The sequence below is a fragment of the Streptomyces sp. NPDC002888 genome (assembly GCF_042888465.1).
Classification (GTDB): domain Bacteria; phylum Actinomycetota; class Actinomycetes; order Streptomycetales; family Streptomycetaceae; genus Streptomyces.
The window spans coordinates 1-14036 of sequence record NZ_JBIAPU010000019.1 but is presented as its reverse complement, the minus strand read 5'-3'; the positions used below and the strand labels follow the sequence as shown (position 1 = coordinate 14036).

11 protein-coding genes are annotated in these 14036 nt (G+C 70.9%); 6 read left to right on the top strand and 5 right to left on the bottom strand.

The window, feature by feature from the left end:
* Window positions 1-42: 42 nt before the first annotated feature.
* Window positions 43-1071, bottom strand: coding sequence for a LacI family DNA-binding transcriptional regulator (locus ACFYWX_RS28605; RefSeq protein ID WP_389426989.1), 1029 nt, complete (start codon window positions 1069-1071; stop codon window positions 43-45).
* A complete protein-coding gene (locus ACFYWX_RS28600; protein ID WP_389426988.1) occupies window positions 1068-3440 on the bottom strand; it encodes a glycoside hydrolase family 2 protein in 2373 nt (790 codons plus the stop codon). The genes ACFYWX_RS28605 and ACFYWX_RS28600 overlap by 4 nt, the downstream gene beginning before the upstream one ends.
* Before the next feature lie 171 nt (window positions 3441-3611).
* Between ACFYWX_RS28600 and ACFYWX_RS28595 the strand changes: the two genes are divergently transcribed.
* Genes ACFYWX_RS28595 through ACFYWX_RS28585 form a run of 3 tightly spaced genes read left to right on the top strand, consistent with a single transcriptional unit; the run spans window position 3612 to window position 6702 of the window.
* Window positions 3612-4925, top strand: coding sequence for an extracellular solute-binding protein (locus ACFYWX_RS28595; RefSeq protein ID WP_389426987.1), 1314 nt, complete (start codon window positions 3612-3614; stop codon window positions 4923-4925).
* Window positions 4925-5875 (top strand): carbohydrate ABC transporter permease, encoded by a 951-nt coding sequence (locus tag ACFYWX_RS28590; protein WP_389426986.1) that lies wholly within the window; start codon window positions 4925-4927, stop codon window positions 5873-5875. The genes ACFYWX_RS28595 and ACFYWX_RS28590 overlap by 1 nt, the downstream gene beginning before the upstream one ends.
* Window positions 5872-6702, top strand: a complete 831-nt coding sequence (locus ACFYWX_RS28585) for a carbohydrate ABC transporter permease (protein WP_389426985.1) — start codon at window positions 5872-5874, stop codon at window positions 6700-6702. Before ACFYWX_RS28590 ends, ACFYWX_RS28585 begins: the two co-directional genes overlap by 4 nt.
* Window positions 6703-6808: 106 nt before the next feature.
* On the opposite strand, the gene ACFYWX_RS28580 is transcribed toward ACFYWX_RS28585, so the two are convergent.
* The gene (locus ACFYWX_RS28580) at window positions 6809-8110 is read right to left on the bottom strand and encodes an HRDC domain-containing protein (RefSeq protein ID WP_389426984.1); all 1302 of its coding nucleotides are present in this window, start codon (window positions 8108-8110) and stop codon (window positions 6809-6811) included.
* A 554-nt stretch (window positions 8111-8664) separates the two neighbouring features.
* Here ACFYWX_RS28580 and ACFYWX_RS28575 point away from each other — a divergent pair.
* Window positions 8665-9921: an ATP-grasp domain-containing protein gene (locus tag ACFYWX_RS28575; protein WP_389426983.1), complete on the top strand. Its 1257-nt coding sequence runs from the start codon at window positions 8665-8667 to the stop codon at window positions 9919-9921.
* Window positions 9922-10094: 173 nt separating this feature from the next.
* Here ACFYWX_RS28575 and ACFYWX_RS28570 read toward each other — a convergent pair whose 3' ends face one another.
* On the bottom strand, window positions 10095-10757 hold the full coding sequence (locus tag ACFYWX_RS28570) for a response regulator transcription factor (RefSeq protein ID WP_003972894.1): 663 nt from the start codon (window positions 10755-10757) through the stop codon (window positions 10095-10097).
* A gap of 355 nt (window positions 10758-11112) precedes the next feature.
* The gene (locus ACFYWX_RS28565) at window positions 11113-11790 is read right to left on the bottom strand and encodes a DUF3000 domain-containing protein (protein WP_389426982.1); all 678 of its coding nucleotides are present in this window, start codon (window positions 11788-11790) and stop codon (window positions 11113-11115) included.
* A gap of 107 nt (window positions 11791-11897) precedes the next feature.
* Between ACFYWX_RS28565 and hemE the strand changes: the two genes are divergently transcribed.
* The gene (hemE, locus tag ACFYWX_RS28560) at window positions 11898-12977 is read left to right on the top strand and encodes a uroporphyrinogen decarboxylase (protein ID WP_389426981.1); all 1080 of its coding nucleotides are present in this window, start codon (window positions 11898-11900) and stop codon (window positions 12975-12977) included.
* A gap of 130 nt (window positions 12978-13107) precedes the next feature.
* Window positions 13108-13923 carry a methyltransferase domain-containing protein gene (locus ACFYWX_RS28555; protein WP_389426980.1) on the top strand — a complete coding sequence of 272 codons (816 nt, stop codon included), beginning with the start codon at window positions 13108-13110 and terminating at the stop codon, window positions 13921-13923.
* Window positions 13924-14036: the final 113 nt, after the last annotated feature.

The following is a 14036-nucleotide window of genomic DNA, read 5'->3' as shown; positions in this document are numbered from 1 at the left end:
AGTAACGTAGCTCCACAGTCCTGCCCCCGACAGCGGCGAAGGTCACACCGACGGAGGAGCCGTCGACCCCCGCGGCGTCAGCACCGGCGTCGGCACCGGATGCGACCCCGGCCCCTTGCCGGTGATCACCCCGAACAGCGTCCGCGCCGCCTCCGCCCCGAATCCGTGCACGTCATGGCTCATGGCGGACAGGGGCGGATGGGTGAGCCGGCACAGCTGGGAGTCGTCCCAGGCGAGCAGCGACACGTCGTCCGGAACCCGCAGGCCCATCTCGGCGGCCACCGACAGCCCGGCCACCGCCATGATGTCGTTGTCGTAGACGATCGCCGTCGGCCGGTCCGGTGGTGCGGTGGTGAGCAGCGATCTCGTCGCCCGGGCCCCCGCCTCCCCGGAGTAGTCCGTGGCGACCTGCAAGGCCCCGGCCAGCCCCACCTCCCGGGCCGCCTCGTCGAACGCGGCCGTGCGCATGACCGTGTGCCCGAGCCCCGCCGCGCCGCCGACGCGGGCGATCCGCCGGTGCCCGAGCGCCGCGAGGTAGCGCACGGCCTCCGTCACCGCCGTGGCGTCGTCCGTCCACACCGAGGTCAGGCCACCGGTCAGCGACGGATGTCCGACGGCGACCACCGGCATCCCGAGCCGCTCGGCCGCCGCCACCCGCGGATCGTCCGCGCGGAAGTCGACGAGGATCGAGCCACCGACCTGCCGCCCCCGCCACCACGACTCCTGGACCCCGACCTCCTCCTCCAGGTTCCGCACCAGCCGCAGCAGCAGGGAGCAGGAGTGCTCGGTCAGCACGCTCTCCACGCCCGAGACGAACTCCATGTAGAACGGCTCCAGGCCCAGCATCCGGGCCGGCCGGCAGATCGCGAGCCCCACCACGTCCACCCGCGAGCTCGACAGCGACCGGGCCGTGAGGTTGGGCGACCAGCCCAGCTCCCGCGCCGCCGCGAAGATCCGGTCCCGGGTCGTCTGCGACAGCCCCGGCTTGTGGTTGAAGGCGAGCGACACGGCACCCTTGGACACGCCGGCACGCGCGGCGACGTCCTTGATGGTGACGCGGGGTACGGTCATTCGGCGGGCTCCACGCAGTACAGGGCGGCGCGGGCGGCGGCCGCGTCCGGAGTCTTCCAGCCGCTCACCCCGATGGTCACCCGTTCCCCGGGAAGCAACGTGACGAGACCCCGGTCGGCCCGCGTGTCCACGCCCAGCCGGTCCGCCTGCAGCAACAGGTCCCGTACCAGGGTCCGCGCCGTCACCGTGACCGCGCCCGGCTCCACCGCAACTTCGAACTCCGGGATGGGGTAGGGGATCTCGCGGTCCGGCGCCGGGAAGTGCAGGGCCCGCAGCCTGTCCGCGTCGGCGACCAGGAACTCCTTCGGGCCGGCCGGCACCAGCTCCCGCGGCACCCGCACCTCGGCCACCGTCCGTGCTCCCGCCGTGAAGGCCGTGCTCGCCCTGCCGATCACGCCACCGTCGACGGACATCCGACGCAGGACCAGCGGGCCCGCCCATTCCTCGCCCGCCTGGTTCACGGCCGCCACCACCAGGTCCCCGCCACGCGACTGGAGGGTGAGCAGGCGGTCCGCGTACAGCCGCCGCAGCTCGTGGTACAGCGGCTTCTCGCGCCCGTCCCCGTCGATCGCGGACCAGGACGTCACCGGCCAGCAGTCGTTCAGCTGCCAGAGGACCGTGCCCGCGCACACCGGCCAGTGCGACCGCCAGTGCTCGATCCCGGTGGCCACCGCCCGGGCCTGGTTGACCTGCATCAGATAGTGCCAGCGGTCGAAGTCCCCTGCCGGCACGGCGAAGTGCCGGGCCAGCCCGCGCTCCAGCTTGCCGTTGCCGTCCTCGGCCCTCTGATGGTGCAGCATGCCGGGGGAGCCCGCCGCGAGCTCCTCACCCGGCAGGGCGCGCCGCAGGGTGGCGTACGCGGGCGGCGCCTGCCAGCCGAACTCGGCCATGAACCGCGGCACGTTCGCGCGATACTCCGCGTAGTCCTCCCGGTTCCACACCTCCCACGAGTGGTGCGTGCCGTGGTCGGGATCGTTCGGGTGACGGTCCCACGATCCCGACCAGGGGCTGCCCGCCGTGTACGGCCGCGTCGGGTCCAACTCCGCGACCACACGCGGAAGTACGCCCAGGTAGTACCCCTCGCCCCAGGAGTCCCCGGCGAGCCGCTCCTCCCACCCCCAGTCCCTGAACCCCCACAAGTTCTCGTTGTTGCCGTTCCACAGCACCAGCGACGGATGCGGCATCAGCCGTACGACGTTCTCCCGGGCCTCCGCCTCCACCTCGCCCCGCAGCGGCTGCTCCTCCGGGTAGGCCGCGCACGCGAACGGGAAGTCCTGCCAGACCATCAGGCCCAGTTCGTCGCAGGCGTCGTAGAAGTCCTCGCTCTCGTAGATCCCGCCGCCCCAGATCCGCACGAGGTCCACCCCGGCGCCGGCCGCCTGACGCAGCCGCTCCCGGTAGCGCTCGCGGGTGATCCGGGACGGAAAGACGTCGTCCGGGATCCAGTTGACGCCCCGCGCGAAGAGCCGCTCGCCGTTGACGACGAGGGTGAACCCGGTGCCGTGCGCGTCGGCCGAGGTGTCCAGCTCGACGGTCCGAAAGCCCACGCGGCGCCGCCAGGAGTCGAGCGGGCCCTCTCCGTTCAGCAAGGTCAACTCGACGTCGTACAACGGCTGTTCGCCGTAACCGCGCGGCCACCAGAGAGCAGCGTCCGGCACCTCGAGGCGTACGACCCCGTGCGTGCGGTCGATCCGCGCCCGTGCCCGTACGCCGCCCACCCGGGCCTCGACGGTGAGCTCGGCCTCGACGCGGCTGCGCTCGACGTCGATGTGCAACTCGACGACTCCGGCGCCCTGTTCGACGGTGACGAGGGGGCGTACGCGGGCGATCCGGGCCGTCGACCAGCGTTCGAGGCGGACCGGCCGCCAGATCCCGGCCGTCACCAGCGTCGGCCCCCAGTCCCAGCCGAACGAGCAGGCCATCTTGCGGACGTACTGGAACGGCTCGGCGTAGGCGGCGGGCCGCTCGCCCAGCCGCTCGCGCACCGCATCGGCCTCGGCGTAGGCGGAGGCGAACCGCACCGACAGCCGCCCGCTCAGGCCCGTCACGTCGAACCGGTAGGAGCGGTGCATGTTCCGCACCCGGCCCAGGAGCCGGCCGTCCAGCAGGATCTCCGCGGACGTGTCGAGGCCGTCGAAGACGAGATCGGTCTGCTCGTGCCCGGACGGCGCGGCCCGCAGCTGCGTCTCGTACGTCCACTCCCGCCGCCCCACCCAGGCGACATCGGCCTCGTTCCGGCCGAGGAAGGGGTCCGGGATCACTCCCGCCGCCAGCAGGTCGGTGTGCACACAGCCCGGCACCACGGCCGGGAGCGCGTCCCGCCCGTGCCGCAGGGTCCATCCGTCGGTGAGCGGTGTGGCCTCCAGCATGCACACTCCCTAAACCGGTCAACGTCATGATTGAGCGCCACCACTTCATCGTTGGCGGGAATGGGACTTTACCGGTTGAGGAAAGCGCTGTCAGAGTGCCGAATCAGCCAACCCGTACGTGCTCGACCAACTCGCAAGTGCTCGTCCGTCCCGTGAACGGAGCTGATGCACATGAACCGCCGTACAGTCCTCGCCATGGTCGTGGGAGCCGCCCTGTTGCTCCCGGGCTGCACCGGTACCGGAGGCACCTCGAAGGGGGCGGACGCCAAGGCGCCCGACGATCCGTCGAAGGTGAGCGGCACCATCACGGTCCTCACCGTGCGGACCGACCTCGTGCAGGACGGCACGATGAAGAAGTACGCCGCCGAGTTCAACAAGACGTACCCCAAGGTGAAGGTCGAGTTCCAGGCCCTCACCAACTACGAGGCCGAGATCAAGATCCGGATGAACACGGAGGACTACGGCGATGTCCTCCTGATCCCGGGAGTCATCAAGAAGAGCGACTACCCGAAGTTCTTCGCCTCCCTGGGCACCGAGGCGGAACGCAGCAAGAAGTACCGCTTCACCGACTTCACCACCGTCGACGGCAAGGTCTACGGCCAGAGCCCGGTCGGCGTGATGCCCGGCTTCGTCTACAACAAGCGGGTGTGGAAAGAGGCCGGCATCACCGAATGGCCCACCTCACCGGCCGAGTTCCTCTCCGGTCTGAAGGCCATCAAGGAGAAGACGGACGCCATTCCGTACTACACCAACTTCGCCGCCCAGTGGCCCCTGACCTCGTGGACGTTCGTCAACGGCTCGGTCCACTGCGACCCGCAGGCCACCACGAAGATCGCCGAGGGCGACCCGTGGGCGAAGGGCTCCGACCTGCGGGTCGGCGACACGCTGCTGTACGACATCGTGAAGCAGGGGCTCGCCGAGAAGGACCCGACGACCAGCAACTGGGAGGAGTCCAAGCCCCGGACGGCCAAGGGTGAGATCGCCACGCAGTGGCTCGGCACCTGGGCGATCGTCCAGTTCCAGGACGCGGCGAAGAAGGCCGGCGTGAACCCGGACGACATCGGCTTCATGCCCTTCCCGGCCCAGGCGGACGGAAAGTACTGCTCGACCATCGGCCCCGACTACAACCAGGCCGTCAACGTCCACTCCAAGCACAAGGAGGCGGCCCGCGCCTGGATCGACTGGTTCACCGACAAGTCCGGCTACGACAAGGACAACCTGGCCATCTCCCCGCTCAAGGACGGCGCGATGCCTCAGGTGTTGAAGCCGTACGAGGAGGCGGGCGTGAAGCTCATCGAGCTGGACGACTCCGCGGGCGCCAAGGTCAAGCTGATCGACGACGAGTCCGAGGTCGGCATCAACAAGCCCGAGTACCGCCAGGACCTCGTGGACCTCGCGCGCGGCGCGAAGAAGGGCAGCCTGGACGACTTCCTCGCCGGCCTCGGCAAGAAGTGGACCGAGACGCAGAAGACCGTGGGCGACTGATGACGGACACCACCGAGAAGGCGACCCTCAAGGCCGGGACCCCCGCCCTGAAGGTCGCCGCCCCCGCACCGGCCCCGCGCCGAGCGCGCGTGTGGCGCCTCGTCACCCCCTGGCTGTTCCTGCTCGCCCCGCTCGCCCTGCTGATCACCTTCACCTACGCGCCGATCGCCAACATGCTCGCGTACAGCTTCACCGACTGGGACGGCGTGAGCCCCGAACTGCACTACACGGGGGCCGAGAACTACCAGGAGATCTTCACCCGGGAAGACCTCTTCCAGGTGTTCTTCGTCAGCGGCTACTACCTGGCCGCCTCCGCCGTCCAGATCGCCGCCGCGCTCTACTTCGCGACGATCCTGAGCTTCAATCTCCGCTTCCGGAACTTCTTCAAGGGCGTGCTCTTCTTCCCGTCCCTGATCAACAGCGTCGCGATCGCCTTCGTCTTCCTCTACTTCTTCCAGGACGGCGGCACCTTCGACACGGTCCTCGGCCTCTTCGGGTACCACACGGACCACGCCTGGCTCGGCACCCCGGTCTCGGCGAACGTCTCCCTCGCGGGGGTCTCGGCCTGGCGCTACATGGGCATGAACTTCGTCCTGTTCCTCGGCGCCATCCAGTCCATCCCGGGGGAGGTCTACGAGGCGGCCGAACTGGACGGCGCCAACCGCTGGCACCAGTTCCGCCACATCATCGCGCCGGGCATCAAACCGGTGCTGACGCTGACGGTGATCCTCTCCGTCTCCGGCTCGCTGTCGGCCTTCGAGATCCCGTACATCATGACCGGCGGGGCGACCGGCACCGAGACCTTCGTGATCCAGACCGTGAAGCTGGCCTTCCAGTTCAACAAGACGGGCCTCGCCTCGGCGGCCGCCGTGGTCCTGCTGCTGATCATCCTGGCGGTGACCTGGCTGCAGCGACGCCTCGTCCCCGACGACAGGGTGGACCTCGTATGACACGCCGAGCCGTTGCCCGCACCCTCGTGTACCTGTCGCTGATCCTCGCCGCGCTGGTCGTCCTGCTCCCGCTCGGCGTCGTCTTCCTGACCTCGCTCAAGACACCGGAGGAGACGGCGCGGGGCGGCGGGGCGCTCACGCTCCCGCACGACCTGCTGAACTTCCACAACTATGTGACGGCGTTCCAGGACGGCCAAATGCTCGCGGCGTTCGGCAACACCGCCTTCATCCTGGTGATCGCCATCGGCGGCACGGTCCTCATCGGCTCGATGACGGCGTACGCCATCGACCGCTTCACCTTCCGCTTCCGGAAACTCGTGCTCGCCCTCTTCCTGGTCGCCGCCCTCGTGCCCGGTGTGACCACCCAGGTGGCCACCTTTCAGATCGTCCACAGCTTCGGCATGTTCGACACCCGCTGGGCCCCGATCGCCCTCTACATGGGCACGGACATCGTCTCGATCTACATCTTCCTGCAGTTCGTCCGCTCGATCCCGACCTCTTTGGACGAGGCGGCCCGCCTCGACGGTGCGAGCGCCTTCACCATCTACCGGAAAATCATCTTCCCGCTCCTGAAACCGGCGATCGCGACGGTCGTGATCGTGAAGGGAATAGCCGTCTACAACGACTTCTACATCCCCTTCCTCTACATGCCCTCCCAAGATCTTGGCGTGATCTCGACCTCCCTCTTCCGCTTCAAGGGCCCCTACGCCGCCCACTGGGAGACGATCTCGGCGGGAGCGGTCCTGGTCATCCTCCCCACCTTGATCGTCTTCCTGTGCCTGCAGAGGTACGTGTACAACGGCTTCATGCAGGGAGCGACCAGGTGATCGGCCTTTAGGGGCGCGGGGCTGCATCGATGTGCGGCTCCGCCGCGTGGGCGCGACAAGCCGCAACGAACCCGCAGCCGCCGTAGCGCAGAACCCCCTACGGCGGCTAGGCCTCTTTCGCCGACAGCGCCTCCACCAACACCGGAGTAACCAGCTCCACCTGCCAGGGCCGAGCCCCGTACCCCGCGAGAGCGACTCCCACCGACTCGGCGTCACCACTCTTCGGCGGCTCCCAGCAAACCCTGCGCACCGTGTCCGGCGTGATCACATTCTCCTGCGGCATGCTCAACCGCTCGGCCAGCGCCGACACCCCTGCCCGCGCCGCCGACAACCTCGCCGCCGCCTCAGGGTCCTTGTCGGCCCACGCCCGCGGCGGCGGAGGCCCCGTCACCGGCTGCCCCGGCTGCGGCAACTGCCCGTCGGACAACGCCTTCGCCCGGTCGACGGCCGTCTGCCACTGCTCCAGCTGACGCCGACCCATCCGATGCCCGAACCCGTTCAGCGCGGCCAGCGCGTGCACGTTGAGAGGCAGGGAGAGCGCGGCCTCCACGATGGCCCCGTCGGACAGCACCTTGCCGGGCGAGACGTCCCGCCGCTGGGCGATCCGGTCGCGCGTCTCCCACAGCTCCCGCACCACGGCGAGCTGCCGACGCCGACGCACCTTGTGCATCCCGGACGTCCGCCGCCAGGGATCCTTGCGCGGCTCGGCGGGCGGCGCGGCCGCGATCGCGTCGAACTCCTGACGGGCCCACTCCAGCTTGCCCTGCCGGTCCAGCTCCTTCTCCAGCGCGTCCCGCAGGTCGACGAGGAGCTCGACGTCGAGCGCGGCGTAGCGCAGCCAGGGCTCGGGCAGCGGCCGGGTCGACCAGTCGACGGCGGAGTGCCCCTTCTCCAGGACGAAGCCGAGGACGCCCTCGACCATCGCGCCGAGGCCGACGCGGGGGAACCCGGCGAGGCGTCCCGCCAGCTCGGTGTCGAACAGCAGGGTCGGCACCATGCCTATCTCGCGCAGGCACGGCAGGTCCTGGGTGGCGGCGTGCAGCACCCACTCCACGCCGTCGAGCGCCTCGCCGAGGCCCGACAGGTCGGGGCAGGCCACGGGGTCGATCAGTGCCGTCCCGGCGCCCTCGCGGCGCAGCTGGACGAGGTAGGCGCGCTGGCCGTAGCGGTAGCCGGAAGCGCGCTCGGCGTCGACGGCGACCGGGCCGGAGCCGGCGGCGAAGGCGGCGATCACCTCGGCGAGCGAGGCCTCGTCGGCGACCACGGGTGGAATGCCCTCACGGGGTTCCAGCAAAGGGATCGGATCAGGATTCGGCGCCCCGGTAGCAGTAGATCCGCCGTCGTCCGGAGGGGCGCCTCCGGTGGTTCGCAGTGAACTGTCTGCTGCGGTGTCTTGGGCGTCGGTCACCTGTCAAGGGTATCCGTCCAGGGCGACCTGATGACCTGCGCTTTCGGCCGAGCTGCGGGTGACCTGCGCAAAAAGGTGGACCCGGATGCCCGTGAGGCCACCGATCGGCGTCGGCAGATCGCCTGGGGAGGCATTGTTCCGGTAGGGATCTCAGGTGCTCTCGGCGCCAGAGGTTGTTCCACTGTGAACCATTCGCGCGGGAACTTCCGATGCCACGTTCACCCAGAATCACGAGCCGGCCGGCCCCGGGAGCACGAGGGGCGTGCCACGCCAGGACCTCGGCCCCCGTTCCGTTCGGCCCCTCTCGGCTTGACTTGCCGGAGTCTCGGCGAGAATGTGTACGTATACGTCGTAAACATACGACTCGGTCCATACCAGGCTGGGCGCCCTGCTGCGCCACAGAGTTCCTGCGCCACCGACTTCTGGTGAAGCCGGGGTTGAGCGGTCTGTGGCAGGTGAGCACGCACTCGCCCTCGACCTCTCCGTCCTGGCCCGCACGCCGTCCGCCGTCTTCCGCGGAACCGGGGCGTACTGACCGACGAACGGGAGTCATCATGGATCACGACGTGCCCGCCCTGCTGGTGAAGGCTGTCCACTGCCCGCAGCAGCACGGAGGTCTCGGCGCCCTGCGCACCCTGGGCAGGGCGGGGGTGCCCGTCCACGCCATGGTCGAGGACCAGTTCACCCCCACCGCTGTCTCCCGTCATCTCGCGGGCCGCTTCACCCTGCCGACGACAGGGCTCGCGGACCCCCGGTTGTTCGTCCCGACGCTGCTGGGTTTCGGGCGCGCGATCGGTCGCAGGACGGTGGCCGTGGCCGCGGACGACGAGGCAGCCGTCCTGCTCGCCGAGTACTCCGAACGCCTCGCGAAGTGGTTCCTGCTGCCCGAGGTGCCCCCGACGCTGCCCCGCAGGCTGGCCAGCAAGGAGGGTCTCGGCCGGATCTGCGCCGAACACGGCGTGCCCACGCCCCGGTCCCGCGCGCCCGCCGACCGGGTCGCACTCGTCGGGCTCGGACGCGACTGGGGGTACCCGCTCGTCCTGAAGAACCGGGAGGCGTTCACGCGGCTGCGTGCCCCGATCGTGAGTCACACCACCGTGGTCCACGACGAGGGGGAACTGCTCGACCTCCTCGGATCCTGCCGGGAACCCGCCGTGCTGGCGCAGGAGTACATCCCCGACGATGTCGCCGAGGACTGGATCACCCACCTCTACTGCGGCGCCGGCGGGGTCGCGCACGCGGTGTTCACCGGGTACAAGGTCCGCTCCTGGCCGCCGTACAGCGGAGCGACCACCCGAGCCTGGAGCCGCCCGAACCCCGAGCTCGCCCGGCTGGCCGGCGAGCTGTGCCGGCGGATCGGCTACAGCGGCGTGGCGGATCTCGGCTGGCGTTTCGACCGGCGGGACGGCCGCTACAAGCTCGTCGACTTCAATCCCCGGATCGGGGCGCAGTTCCGGCTGTTCGAGACCTGGCACGGAGTCGACGTGGTCCGTGCGATGTACCTGGACCTCACGGGCCAGCCGATACCCGGGGCGCCGCAGAGGTACGGCCGGATGTTCGTGGTCGGTCAGCTCGATGTGCTCTCGGCGGCCGCCAGTGCCCGGCGCGAGCGCCGGATGCCGCAGGCGCTCCTGCCGCGGCGGGGCACGGAGCGGGCGTGGCTGAGCCGGGACGACCCGATTCCCGCGGTCGCGGAGGCCGTGCGTTTCGGCGGCACCGTGACACGCCGCTTCGCCCGCGCCACCGCCGACTCATGGCGTTCCCGAGCCCGTCGACGGAACGTTCTGTCGACGGGCGCGCGGAGATGGTGATCCGGTCGGGACCGGGCTGGCGGAATCGGACGAGGAGGACGGAGAAGCGGTCGTAAGGAGGCGGAGAAAGGGATGGAAGGGGTGTACAGGAAGTGGCGGGCAGGGGAGAGGTGGGGGGAGTGGGCCGGGAGAGTGGCTGGAGAGCGGGTGCGCGGAGGTCGCTGCGGGCCGGGTCAGTGGATGATGCCGGTCCGCAGGGCGACCGCGACCATCCCGGCCCGGTCCCCCGTGCCGAGCTTGCGGGCGATGCGGGCGAGGTGGCTCTTGACGGTCAGGGCGGACAGGCCCATGGAGACGCCGATCGCCTTGTTCGACTGGCCCTCCGCGACCAGTCGCAGCACCTCCACCTCGCGGCCCGAAAGCTCGCGGTAGCCGCCCGGGTGGCTCGGGGCACCCGGGGGGCGGCGGTGCAGGCGGGCGGCGGCCGCGCCGATGGGGGCGGCACCGGGTCGGGTGGGGAGCCCGACGTTGGTGCGGGTGCCGGTGACGACGTAGCCCTTGACGCCGCCCGCGAGGGCGTTGCGCACGGCACCGATGTCGTCGGCGGCGGAGAGGGCGAGCCCGTTGGGCCAGCCCGCGGCGCGGGTCTCCGACAGGAGGGTGAGGCCGGAGCCGTCGGGCAGATGGACGTCGGCGACGCAGATGTCGCGGGGGTTGCCGATGCGGGGACGAGCCTCCGCGACGGACGAGGCCTCGATGACATCGCGCACACCGAGCGCCCACAGATGACGGGTGACGGTGGAGCGGACGCGCGGGTCGGCCACGACCACCATGGCGGTGGGCTTGTTCGGGCGGTAGGCGACCAGGCTTGCGGGCTGCTCGAGGAGAACGGACACCAGGCCTCCTGGGGTGCGGGATGGGGCCGGCTCTTGGGGATGAAGCCGGGACGAACCGTGCTTTCAAGGTCACAGACGTCTTCGGCAGCAACCCCCTCCGCCTTTAGAGAATGATCACGATCTGGTGAGTAACAATCCGTGCAATTCGGACACGCGATCGATCACCCGAAGATCGAGTCGGTTCGGTCGGGTCCGGTTGGGGTTCGGAAAGTGGCCGTATCGACAAAGAGATGGTCAACCGGGCACTCGGAAGGCCCTCAATGGGGTGATGGTCGGATGGTCCGCCAGGTGATCGGCGCACGAAGAAGCGCCCAGCGCGACGGGGCGCTGAGCGCTTCGGGGGCGGTTCAGGTGGTCAGCGTGGCTGCGGTCCCCGCCGCTGCGGCAGGGTCACCACCGAGGCGTCGCCGGGACCGGCCGGCGGCAGGCCCGCGACCTGGGCCAGCAGATCGCACCACGCGGCGAGATGGGCCGCCGTGTCCGGAACCCCGTTCAGCCCCTCCCGGGGCGTCCACGACGCACGGATCTCGATCTGCGAGTTGGCCGGACGCTCGGACAGCCCGCCGAAGTAGTGGGAGCTCGCGCGCGTGACGGTGCCGCTGGGCTCGCCGTACGCCAGACCCCGCGCCTGGAGCGCACCGGTCAGCCAGGACCAGCACACGTCGGGCAGCAGCGGGTCGGCGGCCATCTCCGGCTCCAGCTCCGCGCGCACCAGGGTCACCAGACGGAACGTTCCCTGCCAGGCGTCGTGCCCGGACGGGTCGTGCAGCAGCACCAGCCGGCCGTCGGCCAGGTCCTGGTCGTCGTCGTCGACGACCGTGGCCTCCAAAGCGTGCGCGAACGGCGCGAGCCGCTGTGGGGCCGGGGTCGACTCGATCTCGATCTGCGGCCGCGGCCGCGCCGCCCTCAGCGCCTCGACGGCGGCCCCGAACGGCGGCGGAACCGCGTCGCCCGCATGCTCCCCCTCCCCGGTGTCCTTCGCGTCGTCCATTCCGCCAGCGCCGTCCGACAGTCGTCCCTGAGCCGCAGCCATGCGGGGAAGAGTAAGGGGAACAGGGCCCGAGCGCAGGGAGGGACACCCCCTGCGGCCCCACCTGCCCGCAGCCGCGTCGGCTTTCCGGCCGTGGGAGACTTGCCGTCGTGAGTGCCAACGAGACCCCCACGGGCCAGCAGCCGACCGCCACGTCCGACGCTGTCAAGGATTCAGCCTTCCTGAAGGCGTGCCGGCGCGAGCCCGTGCCGCACACGCCCGTGTGGTTCATGCGACAGGCCGGGCGCTCGCTGCCGGAGTACCGCAAGGTGCGCGAGGGCATCCCGATGCTCGAGTCCTGCATGCGTCCCGAGCTGGTCACCGAGATCACCCTCCAGCCGGTGCGCCGGCACGACGTGGACGCGGCGATCTACTTCAGCGACATCGTCGTCCCGCTCAAGGCCATCGGCGTCGACCTCGACATCAAGCCCGGCGTCGGCCCGGTCGTCGAGCGCCCGATCCGCACCCGCGCCGACCTGGCCCAGCTGCGCGATCTCACCCCCGAGGACGTCTCCTACGTCACCGAAGCGATCGGCCTGCTCACCCGCGAGCTCGGCGCCACCCCCCTCATCGGTTTCGCCGGCGCGCCCTTCACCCTCGCGAGCTACCTCGTCGAGGGCGGCCCGTCCCGCACGTACGAGAACGCCAAGGCGATGATGTACGGCGACCCCGAGCTGTGGGCCGACCTGCTCGACCGTCTCGCCGCGATCACGTCCGCGTTCCTGAAGGTGCAGATCGAGGCGGGCGCCTCCGCCGTCCAGCTCTTCGACTCCTGGGCCGGCGCGCTGGCCCCGGTGGACTACCGGCGCTCGGTGCTGCCCGCCTCCGCGAAGGTCTTCCGCGCGGTCGAGTCGTACGGCGTCCCGCGCATCCACTTCGGCGTCGGCACCGGCGAGCTGCTGGGCCTCATGGGCGAGGCGGGCGCGGACGTCGTCGGCGTCGACTGGCGCGTCCCGCTCGACGAGGCCGCCCGCCGCGTCGGCCCGGGCAAGGCGCTCCAGGGCAACCTCGACCCGACCGTCCTGTTCGCCGGCACGGACGCCGTCGAGGCCAAGACCCGCGAGGTCCTCGACTCCGCCGCCGGCCTGGAGGGCCACATCTTCAACCTCGGCCACGGCGTCATGCCGTCCACCGACCCGGACGCCCTGACCCGCCTCGTGGAGTACGTCCACACCCGCACGGCCCGCTGAAAACAGCCCTCCCCCCGGTGCGCCGGGGCCTCGCCTCGCCGCCAACATCGCGTGAACGTGGGATGCCCTCGACGGGCCCGCGCCGCGAGGCTGGCGGCATCGGGCTGATCGAAGGGGAGGCTGGCTGATCATGACCACGACTACGGGGAACGTCACGCACTTCACCACGGTGGACGGTGCGCCCGACGCGTCCTGGTTCATCGACTTCATGGATGTCGCCAACGCGCTGCCGGAGTACCGGCGCATCCGGCAGACCCTCGCCGACCAACTGGGCGACCTCAACGGGAAGTCCGTCCTCGACGTCGGGTGCGGGACCGGCGACGACGCCCGTGAGCTGGCTGCCCTCGTCGGCGCCGACGGAAAGGTCGTCGGAACCGACCTCAGCGGGGCCATGATCGAGGAGGCACGGCGCCGCGGCGGCGGCGCGGCGCTGCCGGTCGAGTTCCGCACGGCCGACGCGGGAGGCCTCGCCTTCGCCGACGGGGCCTTCGACGCCGCCCGGGCCAAGCTGGTGCTGATGCACTGCGCGGACATCGAGACGGCGGCCGCCGAGCTGCTCCGCGTGGTCCGCCCCGGCGGCCGTATAGCCGTGTTCGACTACGACTTCGAGACCACGACCGTCGATCACCCGGACGTGTCCGCCACCCGCGAGGTGGTCCGCTGCTGCGCGGACGGGCACGGCAACAAGTGGAGCGGCCGCCAGCTCGCGCGCCGGTTCCTGGACCTGGGCGCCCGCGAGGTGTCCGTGACCCCGCACACCGTGGTCATGCCGTTGGCCTTCTTCCGGCGGTCGGTGGGCGGCCGGCTCGCCGCCGCACAGGCGGACGGGAAGCTCGCGATGACGGCGCCGCAGCTCGACGCCTGGTGGCAGACGCTGGCCGAGGCCGACGCCGGGGGCCGGTTCTTCGCCTCGCTGACGGGATTCGCGCTCGGCGCGACCCGCTGACCTCCCGGTGACGACTGTGGGGGGGCCCCCCCCCGGGGGGGGGCCCCCCCCGGGCCCCCCCGCCGCGGGGGGGGGGGGGGGGGGGGGGGGCGGGGGCGGCGGGGGGGGGGGGC

Excerpts from the sequence above, each read along its gene's own strand:
- ACFYWX_RS28605 (WP_389426989.1), bottom strand. The coding sequence starts at position 1,071 with ATGACCGTACCCCGCGTCACCATCAAGGACGTCGCCGCGCGTGCCGGC.
- ACFYWX_RS28600 (WP_389426988.1), bottom strand. The coding sequence starts at position 3,440 with ATGCTGGAGGCCACACCGCTCACCGACGGATGGACCCTGCGGCACGGG.
- ACFYWX_RS28595 (WP_389426987.1), top strand. The coding sequence starts at position 3,612 with ATGAACCGCCGTACAGTCCTCGCCATGGTCGTGGGAGCCGCCCTGTTG.
- ACFYWX_RS28590 (WP_389426986.1), top strand. The coding sequence starts at position 4,925 with ATGACGGACACCACCGAGAAGGCGACCCTCAAGGCCGGGACCCCCGCC.
- ACFYWX_RS28585 (WP_389426985.1), top strand. The coding sequence starts at position 5,872 with ATGACACGCCGAGCCGTTGCCCGCACCCTCGTGTACCTGTCGCTGATC.
- ACFYWX_RS28575 (WP_389426983.1), top strand. The coding sequence starts at position 8,665 with ATGGATCACGACGTGCCCGCCCTGCTGGTGAAGGCTGTCCACTGCCCG.
- ACFYWX_RS28565 (WP_389426982.1), bottom strand. The coding sequence starts at position 11,790 with ATGGCTGCGGCTCAGGGACGACTGTCGGACGGCGCTGGCGGAATGGAC.
- ACFYWX_RS28555 (WP_389426980.1), top strand. The coding sequence starts at position 13,108 with ATGACCACGACTACGGGGAACGTCACGCACTTCACCACGGTGGACGGT.